General features: G+C 53.0%; 10 protein-coding genes. 6 read left to right on the top strand and 4 right to left on the bottom strand.

The window, feature by feature from the left end:
- The first annotated feature begins 21 nt into the window (after positions 1-21).
- Both EP25_RS0115145 and EP25_RS0115140 read left to right on the top strand, forming a co-directional pair.
- A complete protein-coding gene (locus tag EP25_RS0115145) occupies positions 22-1,467 on the top strand; it encodes an amino acid adenylation domain-containing protein (protein WP_031434673.1) in 1,446 nt (481 codons plus the stop codon).
- Between the two features lie 2 nt (positions 1,468-1,469).
- Entirely contained in the window at positions 1,470-2,546 is a 1,077-nt protein-coding gene (locus tag EP25_RS0115140) for an acyl-CoA dehydrogenase family protein (RefSeq protein ID WP_031434672.1), read from the top strand.
- Positions 2,547-2,976: 430 nt separating this feature from the next.
- Here the strand turns inward: EP25_RS0115140 and EP25_RS0115135 are convergent, their stop codons facing one another.
- The 4 genes from EP25_RS0115135 to EP25_RS23005 all read right to left on the bottom strand — a co-directional run bounded on the left by EP25_RS0115135 (position 2,977) and on the right by EP25_RS23005 (position 5,858).
- Positions 2,977-3,276 (bottom strand): hypothetical protein, encoded by a 300-nt coding sequence (locus tag EP25_RS0115135; protein WP_031434671.1) that lies wholly within the window; start codon positions 3,274-3,276, stop codon positions 2,977-2,979.
- Positions 3,277-3,505: 229 nt separating this feature from the next.
- Positions 3,506-4,108: a class I SAM-dependent DNA methyltransferase gene (locus EP25_RS0115130; RefSeq protein WP_031434670.1), complete on the bottom strand. Its 603-nt coding sequence runs from the start codon at positions 4,106-4,108 to the stop codon at positions 3,506-3,508.
- Positions 4,109-4,212: 104 nt separating this feature from the next.
- Entirely contained in the window at positions 4,213-4,977 is a 765-nt protein-coding gene (locus EP25_RS0115125) for a class I SAM-dependent methyltransferase (protein ID WP_031434669.1), read from the bottom strand.
- A gap of 47 nt (positions 4,978-5,024) precedes the next feature.
- Entirely contained in the window at positions 5,025-5,858 is an 834-nt protein-coding gene (locus EP25_RS23005; RefSeq protein WP_160172741.1) for a helix-turn-helix transcriptional regulator, read from the bottom strand.
- 359 nt (positions 5,859-6,217) lie between these two features.
- Here EP25_RS23005 and EP25_RS22065 point away from each other — a divergent pair, with 359 nt between their 5' ends.
- The 4 genes from EP25_RS22065 (at position 6,218) to glgP (ending at position 12,738) form a co-directional block, all read left to right on the top strand.
- The gene (locus EP25_RS22065) at positions 6,218-7,141 is read left to right on the top strand and encodes a YfdX family protein (protein ID WP_036300677.1); all 924 of its coding nucleotides are present in this window, start codon (positions 6,218-6,220) and stop codon (positions 7,139-7,141) included.
- 197 nt (positions 7,142-7,338) lie between these two features.
- Positions 7,339-7,920, top strand: coding sequence for an Hsp20/alpha crystallin family protein (locus EP25_RS0115110; RefSeq protein ID WP_031434666.1), 582 nt, complete (start codon positions 7,339-7,341; stop codon positions 7,918-7,920).
- A gap of 50 nt (positions 7,921-7,970) precedes the next feature.
- Entirely contained in the window at positions 7,971-10,496 is a 2,526-nt protein-coding gene (locus EP25_RS0115105) for a plasma-membrane proton-efflux P-type ATPase (RefSeq protein WP_051906753.1), read from the top strand.
- Between the two features lie 52 nt (positions 10,497-10,548).
- On the top strand, positions 10,549-12,738 hold the full coding sequence (glgP, locus tag EP25_RS0115100) for an alpha-glucan family phosphorylase (RefSeq protein WP_084191055.1): 2,190 nt from the start codon (positions 10,549-10,551) through the stop codon (positions 12,736-12,738).
- Positions 12,739-12,744: the final 6 nt, after the last annotated feature.

The raw sequence follows: 12,744 nt of genomic DNA, 5'->3' as shown, positions 1-12,744 counted from the left end.
CGATACGGAAAACAACGAATCATGCCACTACTTTCAGCTTTTCATCGGCAATGCCGAACCGCTCCCGACAGCATCGCTTTGTGCGAGGGAGAACGCCGGCTCAGCTATCGTCAACTCGAACGACAAGCCTGCCAGCTACGTGCCAGAATATTAACCGCATCAACAAACTGCGAGCGAGTCGCCATCGCGCTGGAACGCGGCATCGACGCGACAATCGCCATTCTGGCAACATTGCAGGCCGGCGCATGCTATGTGCCGCTGGATATGAAAAACCCCGCCGACCGTCTGCGCTTCATTTGCAGCGATGCCGCCCCGCATTGCATCATCGGCCAAGGCCCCTGCCCGGACTGGCTGGAGCACCCTTCCCTATGGCTCGATATCGCCGCTATTGAGCCGCCGTCAACCGCCTACCCATCTCCTCAAATTCGCAATGACGAAGCCATGGCGGCGATACTCTATACGTCCGGCTCCACCGGAACGCCGAAAGGCGTTGCGCTGAGCCACAGGGCCATGACTAATTTTGCCGACTGGGCGGTTCGCACTTTCAACATTGGTCCTGCCGACCGTATCGCCTCGCTGGCCCCGTTTCATTTCGATTTATCCGTTTTCGACCTGTTCGCCAGTCTGCGCAGCGGCGCGACGGTGTGTTTCGTTCCCGCCGGCCTGACACTGTCGCCGAGCCGGTTAAGCGCCTGGCTGAGCCAACAGCGCATCACGGTTTTCTATACGGTACCTTCATTACTCGCCTTCCTCGCGCTGAAAGGCGCTTTGACCACCACGCCGCTGCCCGCCCTAAAATCGATCTTATTCGCCGGGGAAGTCTTCCCGACGGCGCAGTTGAAACAATTGTGCGAATTGTTGCCAAGGGTCGAGTTCTTTAATTTATACGGACCCACCGAAACCAATGTCTGTTGCTATTGGCCGGTCGAACGCCGGCGCCTGCGAAACAATCTTCCCATTCCGATCGGCTTTCCGGCCAGCGGCGCCGAGCTAAAAATTACCGACAGCAACGGCGAACTGCTGGTCAAATGCGCCAATAACCTCTCCGGTTATTGGCAGCAAGGACGGCTGGTCGACGCCTTATCGGCCGACGGTTATTTCGCGAGCGGCGACAAAGTTTCGTTGAACGAACACGGCGAAGTTTGCTATCACGGCCGACTCGATCGCATGTTGAAATGTTCCGGTCACAGAGTCGAACCGGCGGAAATCGAAACGGCCCTGTTACGATGTCCGGGAGTGACTCAATGCGCTGTCGTTGGTATCATTGACAGTGCTAGCGGTCATAGGCCGGCCGCCGCCCTGGTCGTCACTCCCGGCGCCGACCTGGCAACCATCGTTAAAACGTGTAAACAACGCTTGCCGACCTATATGCATCCCTGTAAATTTATCGTGCTGGAAACGCTGCCCTATTTGAGTAACGGCAAAATCGATTATCAGGCTTTGAAACTTCAATTGGAGCCTAGCTAAGCATGGACACGAACGACCTACCCTGCGGCGGGAATCATACCGCCTCATTACAACGGCTATTACATTGCGCGCAACAAGGCCTCTTAAAACACGCCATCCATAGCAATCGCGGCGGCTACGGCAATCGTTTCACTGACCTGGTCGACGCCCATGAAGCGCTCGGCAAAGACAGCCAGGATCCAGGCTTGTTACTTTCCATCAATGCCCATCTGTGGGGCGCCTTGTTCCCGTTATTGAATTACGGCAATCCGCAACAACAAGGCGACTATATCAACAAACTGATGTCCGGCTTGTTAGTCGGCGGTCATGCTATCACCGAACCGCAAGCAGGCTCCGACCTGAATGCCCTCGCCATGAAAGCAATAAACACCGATAGCGGTTTTTTGCTGAACGGCCACAAACGTTACATCACCAATACACCGATCGCCGATATACTGGTGGTGTACGCCCGCATCGACGATAAATTATCCGCCTTCATCGTCCATCACGACGACATCGGCGCCCACTTTTTGGACTCACCTCAGGTAACGGCCTGTCGCAGTGCCCCGATGGGTGATGTCATTCTGGAAAATTGCCTAGTCCCTGCGGACAGGCAACTGGGCCGAAGCGGCTCCGGCAATATGATGATTCAGCAGGCGCTGGAACTGGAACGGGCATTCATCTTCGCCGGTATCTGCGGCATCATGGACTGGCAATTGGACTACGTGATCAAGCATAGCCGCGAACGTAGGGTCAACGGTGTGCATCTAGGCAAGAACCAGGCGATCAGCCATAAAATCGCCGACATGAAACTGAGGCTGGACACTACCCGATTATGGGTCAAAGAATGCGCCAGGCTGAAGGACGGCAACAAACGAATCACCATGGCCAGCGCCCAGACCAAATTGTTCGCCGCCGAAGCCTTCCTGCAATCCAGCCTCGACGCCGTCCACATCCTCGGCGCCTGCGGGCTGCAACAGAACAATCCGCTGGCGGAACTGGTCCATGACGCGCTCGCCAGCCGCCTGTTCTCCGGCTCATCGGAAATACAGAAGAATATCATCGCCGCATTACTGGGTACTGGGGACGGTTATAAATAGGCAATAAAGCCAAACAATAAGCCCCTGTTAATCTTACGTCAGATTTTGTCGGATATTTTCGATAATCAGCTTTACTCCACTTTGAATAATTCCGCCGCAAAAAAGGGCCAATATCCTTGAGACGATGCCCTCACCTTCAAACGGTTCGACAGGCTGAATGCTATATTGAGTGGAGGAAACGCTCGTAATGAGGCGGAGCTAACCGGCGTTGAAGTTTTCAACCTAATTGAATTGATAGGGCTTTCATGTTTTCGACCTTGCCGGCCAAAGACATGATATTAGTTGATTTTGGAAATTACCAGTTGCCAATCAGCGGAAAAATTTCAACGCCAGTTAACCCTTAGTATTTTACGGACCACAAAATGGTCTAGAAACAGCCTTGTTAACCACAAGGTCGCGGGTAGACAAACCACCCTGCAACAGCAATAACTTACAATAGATTTGTCGCCACCCAATAAATTGCGGCAATTTCTAGCACAATAGGTAGAATGAAATAATATGGATTCTGTATTCTTACCGCTAAATGTGATTCTTTAACACTTTCACCCCCATATAAGATTGGGTTCTCTTCGTCATAAGAAGGACCGCTACTTGTCGCTTGAGATGAAGAAGAGGGACTGTTGATAAAATAATTATCGTCGTCGAAAATCGAATCAAACAGCTCGTCCATCTTCTTTTGGTTATCAAAAAGATCGTTTAATGTATTTATATCAATGGAAACAGCGCTCATGACAATTACCTCCGATGCGATCGCTATGGTTAATAGACTAGCTATAAATCCGCCCATAAAATGTGAAGAATTTCATGAAACACGGTATTGCTTAGATGATTACCCAAAAGGGTGGTCTCTGCCTGGGTCTTAAAATCTTCAAATACGAAGCCTTTTCTACAATCAACTCCGGGGCCAATGATAAGTTTAGCGCCTCAGATGCCGAAAGCGTTAACCGATTACACATTATTTATGCTCCGGTCGCCAGCACAAGGAACACAGGATATAGTCTATCGCTCTTATTCAGAACATGGGCGGTGACGAAACGGATGTCTTTGAAACCGTGTCGTGACAATAAGGACTGCAAGGTTTCGCGGTCGAAGCCGGTATGATAGACCCCTTTCGCGTCGACGGAATGAAAAGACCCGTCCTCCTCATCCAAATCGGCCAGCGCTATCCTGCCTCCCGGCTTCAGATGTTCGGCCAAGCATGCAACCATTTTATCCGTGTCTTCCACATGATGCATGGCCATCGCGCTGACGATCAGGTCGAAACGAATCCCCAATGGTTGCTCCAGAATATTTTGGCACAGAGCCTCAACTTTTCCATGCAATTCCGCCTTGGCCTGCAGTTTATCCAACATGGCCTGGGAAACATCTACGGCGGTCACCTTGTTAACCTTGTCTGCAATTTGCAAGGCGATCAGACCGGTGCCGGCACCGAAATCCATTACCTGCAGCGTCTCGTCCAAAGCCACATTAGCCTGAATGGCGTTAGCGATGCCAGTGGAAAGCCCTCTGACCATGTCGTTAGCATCCCAGTCCTGCGCTTTTTCTTTAAACAAATCCGTCATGGTGCGATCCTTTGAATAAAATAACGTTGCAAACGCTCAACGCCGCGAATCCTCCTGTCTAGGGAAAAGCGGCGCGATGTTTCATCGATCCGATCGCATCCAGGCTATTTTGTTCCAACATAGACAGATATCGGATAGGAAAAGTGAATGTCCGTTCCCACCCAATGCGCATCGACACCCAGACAGTTAGGACCAATATCATGCCTGAATATATGCCTTAACTTGTCATCATCGCCTGGCTTCGGAAATGAAGCCTCGAGCTGTTTTTCCAGTTCCATAGTTACTTGATAACTGCCTCGCCGAAGATTTCGCAATCCAGCCTCCCCCAGAAGTTGTTCCCACTCTTGCAAAGAAAGCGCTTTAATATGAGAAGGATCGCGAAGTTTTTCCATACGATTGTAGGCATCGACCTTCTCTTTCGGCAACGCGACATCGGCAATCAAAACCATGCCATTGTGCTTACACACCCGAATCATTTCCATTAAAACTGCTTTATGATCAAGAAAATGATGAAAACTGTATCTGGAAACCACGACAGCAAAAGAATTCGATTCATACGGCAAAGACAATACGTTTCCGGTATCCCATGAGAGATTAGTCAACCCCATGTCCATTTGCCGCAGTTTGGCCTGTTCGATCATGGTTTCGGTGAGATCGATACCCGTGACATGCCGGGCGATCTTGGCAAACTCGCAAGCCACCAATCCTGGCCCACAAGCCACATCGAGCACGGAGTCATCTTCGGAAACCTTGCTCAGCTCGACGAGCAATTGCATCGAATCGCGATGGCCGGTCAATTGCGCAAAGGGAATAGCTTGTTTGGAAAACTGGTTAACGATTTCTGCATCGTGCGCTTGTTGCTTTATCATGCTCTCTCCTGGCTGTAAAACAAAGGGATGGAGAGAAAGCATAGAGATTATTCGTCGCTTTTTCTTGTATGAGAATGACGTGTTTCCAACACGGCTTCACGGTACTTTTGCGGGCTAATCTGATAAATCGCCTTGAATACCCGCGTAAAATGACTTTGATCGTAAAAACCGCACATTAGCGATATTTCGGTAAGCCTTGTCTCGGAAACCAGCAACTCCCTGGCCTTGGCAGCTTTTTGATTGAGAAAATAGGCCTGCATAGTAAGATTAAAAGTTTGCTTGAATACCCGGTTGCAATGTTCCTTACTGCAGCCACAAGACCTCGCTATATCATCGTAGGAAGGGATTTCTTTCCACTCTTCATCCAGCATTTTCCGAATTCTATTAGCAAGCGAATTCGGTTCGTAGCTTTGGGGTATTTGTGGCGAATCGCCACTGAAACGGTCGCTGAAAAGACGATACACCCAATCGATATAGACCTTGACCTTATCAAAGACAGATGCGCGGCCCAAAAGTGTTTGGCAAAGAACAAGAAAAGCGTCATAACTCCCTTTTCCTTGATATACCCGGCTGCCGAATGCTTGAAGATGGAATTCGTCGAATTCTTCGCAACCCGTTGGCAAGCTCGATATTTCCAACACATAGACACCGGCAAAGTCAGGAGAATAAGAGCAGACACAATGGCGGACATGGGGCCCGATAGCGGCAACCTTTTCTTTTCCCAGACAAATTTCATAGCTATTCATTTGCAGCGAAACAGTCCCTTTCGATACGGCAGCAATAATCAACGAGGAATGCGTATGGGGCCTCTCGCACCCTCCGGCACGATCAGCGAAGCGCACCTCAAATAAAGAGGGAATTGTGAATGCTTTAACCGCCATGGACTTGTATTTGCTCGTCTTACGCCGCCTGGATTGTTCGTTCGCGTGCATGAAATGACGACGTCGGTCCGTAGCATAGCAAAATCCCAAGCGTTTGACCCTCGGTAATTTGGTTAATTTCCACCGTTGGGATTGGTTGTAATTAACCACTTTTGCTTAAGTTGCCCCTTTTTTTTCCAACATCCGCGCAACGGTCAGCATCGACAATAACCCTTGCCCCACTCAATTGCAAGACACATCAAGCTTTTGCAGCGCCTTGGCCATTGAATACTACCGACCTTACAGGCTTTTAATTTTCTTGGCATCGACTTTGCTGTTAGTGAAGTAAACGTTAACCCATCAATCAAGGAGAAACAGCCATGTATCCAGCTAAATTGAAAACAATCACCGCCGCCGTCGCCTTAGCCCTGACCGCTTCCACTTTTATAGGCCAGAGCGTATCCGCCGCGGCTGCCAATCCCCCGGCCACTACGAACAGCAAACAAGAAAAGGGCACGCAATCGACCAAAGAGCAATTACTGCGAGAAAAGCAGCAAAAAATTGAGCAGGAAGCCAAAGCCGCCATTCAAGGCACCCGCGAAGCGTTGCAAGCCTTGCGCCAGAATGATAGCGTCAAAGCCACGGCTTTGTTACAAAAGGTATCGGGGGAACTCGATATCTTGCTGGCCAAGCACCCCGACTTGAAAATGATCCCCGCGGATGTGCAGGCGCAAGTCTTCGATTTGGACAGCAGCCCGGAACAAGTCGAGAAGATGGTCGATTCCGCCGACGAATTGCTTGACGATGAAAAAGTTCAAGACGCCCGCTATATCTTGTCGGCGTTGGTTAGCGAAATCCGTATTACCACGACCAGTATTCCGTTGGGCGTCTTTCCGGAAGCAATCAAGGAAGCGGCCTCGCTCAGCGAGCAGGGTAAAACCGATCAGGCGGCCGAGGCCTTGTCGGACGTCCTGAACATGTTGGTGTCGACTACCGACGTCATCCCTTTGCCGGTACTACGCGCCGAAGCCTTATTGACAGCGGCATCGGAATTGGAGCACAAAAGCGATCTTAGTAAACAAGAAAGCAGAGCGGATATACTGAGACTGACCGACGCCGCCAAACAAAAATTAAAACTGGCCGAAGTGCTTGGCTACGGCGATAAAAAGGATTATAAACCGCTTTACCAGTCGATCGACGAAATCAAGGACGTCATCCATTCGGAAAAATCAGCGGCGACCTGGAACAAGATCAAAAAATCGCTCTCAGACTTTAAAAACAAAATCATCCATCCGACGAAATAAGAGTGATCGGGCGCTAAGCCTTTCCCTTCGTTGCCCCGGCGACCGGGGCAACGAATACAGTGCCGCTATTTTACTGCAGAAGGCGGAACTTTCCCGGTCTACAACCGGGAACGCGGACTTGATCAAACTGGAGGAAAATTTTTTATCCTTTTGCTTGTCAAGGACGTTATATTAATCCAAACCATCGAGGTAAGGTCATGAACAAATCGTTGGTAATGATCGCCGGACTCATCCTGTTCGCCATCATCGGCTGGCAAGCTTACATGATTTACACCTTGCACCACCAGGTGCAACGATTATCCGAGCCGGCCGGCATTGATGATGAATCGTTTTTCAACCAATTACCCCAGGACGACTTTTTCGGCAATAAGACCTGGGACCCCTACCAGGAATTCCAACGGCTGCAGCAGAATATCGACCGGACCTTCGGCAATGCCTTCTCCCGTTTCCATCTGCATCGAGGCTTTTCCTCCCTGACCAAGATGCCGGCATTAGACTTGAAGGAAGAAGCGGATCGGTATATCGTCAAGATGGACATTCCAGGGGCCGATACGTCATCGTTATCGGTCGATTTGGACGGCGAGCAATTATCGATCACCGTGAAAACGGAACAGCAAGACGAAAGCAAGCCGGGCCAAGGCCGGCAGCATTTTCAACGCCGTGAACGTTTTGCCGGCACTTTTCATCGTTCGCTGACGCTGCCGGGCCCGGTCAACGCCTCGGCAATGAAATCCGATTACAAGAACGGCGTTTTGACTATTATTATCCCCAAGGCCTAGCGATGAAAAAATATCGTTCTCGCGTTACAAAATAACCAAGAAGGCTGCCCATGAAAAAAAAGCTTCAGCAATTTCCTCCGCAACCGAACGACGAAAAAATTCGCTCGCTAGGCGTCGACAACCTTCTCGACTATCTGCAAAGCGGGAAAAACGGTCTTTCCCAGCAGGCGGCCCAAGCCCGGCTGACGTTCTACGGCCTCAATACCATTCAGGAGCGGCGTAAACATCCGCTGCTGAAATTTCTTTCCTTTTTTTGGGGGCCCATCGCCTGGATGATCGAAGCGGCGGCCGTATTGTCAGCCTTCGTGCGTGACTACGAAGACCTCGACATCATCCTGGTGCTGCTGCTGTTCAACGCCGTCGTCGGTTTCTGGCAGGAATACCAAGCCGGCAATGCGATAGCGCAATTGAAAAAACAATTGGCGCTGCACGCCCGGGTGCGCCGCGATGGCGAGTGGCACGACACCCCGGCCGAGCAATTGGTGCCCGGCGATATCGTCCGCCTGCGGCTTGGCGATATCGTCCCGGCCGATATCGTGTTGCTGTCCGGCGACTATCTGAGCATCGACCAGTCGGCCTTGACCGGAGAATCGTTGCCGGTCGATAAAGGCGCCGGCGACCTGGTTTATTCCGGATCGATCGCTAAACAAGGTGAAATGACCGGCGTCGTCGTCGCTACCGGCGCCCATAGTTTCTTCGGCAAGACCGCAAAGCTGGTCGGCTCGGTAAAAACGGTCTCGCATTTTCAAAAAGCGGTGCTAACCATCGGCGACTACCTGATTTTCATGAGCATGGCATTAGTCGCCGTTCTGGTTCTGGTCGGCCTGGAACGGCATCTGCCGATCATGGAACTGGTGCAATTCGCGTTGATCCTGACCGTGGCGTCGATTCCGGTGGCGATGCCGGCGGTTTTGTCGGTGACGATGGCGGTCGGCGCGATGACGCTGGCCAAGCTTAAAGCCATCGTCTCTCGTCTGGAGTCGATCGAGGAACTGGCCGGCATGGACATCCTCTGCTCCGACAAGACCGGCACCTTGACCCAGAACAAGCTGACGCTGGGTGATTCGGCCTTATTTAACGGCGCCGACGAAACAACGCTGATTTTGACGGCGGCGTTGGCGGCCGAAGCGGAAAATCCCGACGCGATAGACAGCGCCATCCTGCACAAGCTCGGCGACAAAAATGTCTTAACCGCCTACTCCCAAACCGACTTCATTCCTTTCGATCCGGTCAGCAAGCGCACCGAGGCGCTGATTCAAGCCGGCGACGGAAAGCAGTTTCGCGTCAGCAAGGGGGCGCCGCAGGTCGTGCTGGATTTATGCCAACCCAATCCGCAACAACGGCGCCAGGCCGAAGAAGTCGTCGACGGCTTTGCCGTCAAGGGTTATCGCGCCCTGGGCGTGGCCCGCACCGACCAGGAGGGTCGCTGGCAATTCCTGGGCATCCTGTCGCTGTTCGATCCGCCCCGGGAAGACGCCAGGGAAACCATCGCCACCGCCAAACGCCAAGGCATCGCGATCAAAATGGTGACGGGCGACAATCTGGCCATCGCCAAACAAATCGCCGGCCAGCTAGGTCTTGGACAAAATATCGTACCGGCCGAACAAATCAGCAGCAGTAAAGACCAGGACGATGTCGAGGCGGTCGCCCGCTGCGCCGAACATGCCGACGGTTTCGCTCAGGTGTTTCCGGAACACAAATACCGCTTGGTCAAAAGCCTGCAAGCCGACCATCATTTCGTCGGCATGACCGGGGACGGCGTCAACGACGCGCCCGCCCTGAAACAGGCCGATGTCGGCATCGCCGTCTCCGGCGCGACCGACGCGGCCCGGGCCGCGGCCGATCTGGTGCTGACCGCGCCGGGGCTGAGCGTCATTACCCATGCGATCGAGGAAGCGCGGCGTATTTTCGAACGCATGAACGCCTATGCCATTTATCGCATCACCGAAACCATCCGCATCATGCTGTTCATGGTGTCGGCGATCCTGGTGTACAACGTTTATCCGATCACCGCGGTGATGATCATTCTGTTGGCGCTGCTAAACGATCTGCCGATCCTGACCATCGCCAAGGACAACACCCGTCTGCCTTCGGCGCCGGTAAGTTGGGATATGCGGCGGGTTTTGACCGTAGCGACCGTATTGGGCATGGTAGGAGTCATCGAAACATTCTTGTTGCTGATTATTGCCAAGAACCACTTTCACGTCGAAACGGCGCAATTGCAAACCATCATTTTTCTGAAACTGGCGGTGGCCGGGCATTTGACCTTGTTCGTGGCGCGCGGCCGGCATTTTTTCCTGACCCGCCCTTATCCCGCGCCGTTATTGCTGATGACGATCATCGCCACTCAACTGGTCGCGGTACTCATCGCTCATTATGGCTGGCATGTAACACCGATTTCCTGGCAATACATCGGCCTGATCTGGGCCTATTGCCTGGTATGGGTATTCATCGAGGACGGTTTGAAACTGACGGTCTACCATCGCCTTGAACATAGCTCGCCGCGGCACAGGTCTTTTTTGTCCGGGCTCAGGCATTCCATGCACTTTCATGGCAAAAACAACGATCATGAATAGACTTTTCCATAAAGCACGGTCTTTCTTCCCAATGCATCATTAGAGGCAACCCATGAAGCAAGAACAACCGCTCAATCATACCGTTTGCCGCCCTCAGCTGATGGATATCGACGGCTTCGACTCCCTGGTCGAACTGGCCCTGAACATGCGCTGCGCCTGGAACCATGCGGCCGATAAGATATGGCGCCGGCTCGACCCGGAACAATGGGAAATCACCCGTAACCCTTGGGGCATTTTACAAACGGTCTCCCGCAGCCGGGTAGAAGAGGTCACCGCAGACCCGGAGTTTCGCGATACCATCGCGGAATTATTGAAATGTAAACAGCAATTTAAGGAAGCCCCCGGCTGGTTCCAACAAAAACACGCCAACTCGACGCTCACAGGTGTCGCCTATTTCAGCATGGAGTTCATGCTGGGCGAGGCGCTGCCGATTTACTCTGGAGGTCTGGGCAACGTCGCCGGCGACCAATTGAAAGCCGCCAGCGACCTGGGCATTCCCATCATCGGTGTCGGCCTGCTTTATCAACAAGGTTATTTTCGGCAACTGATCAGCCAGGACGGTTCGCAACAGGCTTTTTATCCCTACAACGATCCGGGACAGTTACCGATCACACCGGTGCGCGAAGCTGACGGCGAATGGCTACGCCTTAAAATCGTGCTGCCCGGTTATTCCGTCTGGTTGCGTACCTGGCAAGTCCAAGTCGGCCGGACCGTGCTATATCTGTTGGACAGTAACGACGCGGCTAATTTCCCAGCCCATCAGGGCATCACCAGCGAGCTATATGGCGGCGGACTGGAACAACGATTGCAACAGGAAATGATCCTGGGCATCGGCGGCTGGCGCCTGCTTCACGAACTGGGTATAAAGCCAGAAGTCTGCCATTTGAACGAAGGACATGCCGCCTTTGCCGTGCTGGAGCGCGCCCGGCTGTTCATGGAACAGACCGGGCAGCCATTCGAGATCGCCTTGGCCGCCACCCGCGCCGGCAACTTGTTTACTACCCATACCGCAGTCAAGGCCGGCTTCGACCTCTTTCCCCCCGCCTTGATCGAACAATATCTCGGTCACTATGCCGAGCAACGGTTGGGCATTTCGGTGGAGCAATTACTGGCATTGGGACGCAACAACGCCGACGATCCGGCGGAAAGCTTCAACATGGCCTACCTGGCGATCCGTGGCAGCGGCGCCGTTAACGGTGTCAGCCAGTTACACGGCAATGTCAGCCGCAGCATATTCCAGCCGCTTTTTCCACGCTGGCCGAAGACCGATATCCCGGTCGGTCACGTCACCAACGGCGTGCACATGCCCAGCTGGGATTCGCCAATGGCCGATAAAATATGGACACAATCGTGCGGTCAGGATCGTTGGTCGGGAACCAGCGAAACACTGACCGAAGACATCTTCGCTATTCCCGATGCGCAATTGTGGGAATTCCGCGCCGCCGCCAGGAAATCCCTGGTGATTTATGCCCGCAAACGGCTGACCCGACATCTTGCCGCCGGCGGCGCGCCTGCCGAGGCAGTCGACGAAGTCCATAACTTGCTCGACCACAATTTTCTGACGTTGGGTTTTGCCCGCCGCTTCGCCACCTATAAAAGACCCGCCTTGTTGTTGCACGATCCGGAACGGCTTTTACGCATCTTGACCAATCCGCAAAGGCCGGTTCAACTAATTCTGGCCGGCAAGGCGCATCCGGCCGACCAGCAAGGGCAGGAACTGATTCGCAAGTGGATCCACTTTATCCGCCAATCGAAGGCACGCAAACACATCATTTTTTTAAGCGATTACGACATGCTGCTGACCGAACGTCTGGTCCAGGGCGTGGATGTCTGGATCAACACCCCGCGTCGTCCCTGGGAAGCCTGCGGCACCAGCGGCATGAAGGTGCTCGTCAACGGCGGCATCAATCTTTCGGAACTGGACGGCTGGTGGGCCGAAGCCTATTCTCCCGATGTCGGCTGGGCCTTGGGCGACGTCCGCGAACACAACGACGATCCCGCCTGGGACGCCATCGAGGCCGAAGCCTTGTACGACCTGTTGGAACAGGAAGTAATCCCCGAATTCTATGCCCGGGACGATCAAGGAATTCCTTCCGCCTGGGTCGCCCGCATGAGGGAAAGCATGGCGCGGCTGACGCCGAAATTTTCGGCCAGCCGGGCCGTTCAGGAATATACTGAACAGTACTACCTGCCCGCTGCCCAAACTAAACAACCACCCGCTCAAGCGGGTGGGTTCCAATAACGGACT

This window comes from Methylomarinum vadi (assembly GCF_000733935.1).
GTDB classification, from domain to species: Bacteria; Pseudomonadota; Gammaproteobacteria; order Methylococcales; family Methylomonadaceae; genus Methylomarinum; species Methylomarinum vadi.
The sequence above is the reverse complement of the archived record's forward strand: the minus strand, read 5'-3'. Positions and strand labels throughout refer to the sequence as shown.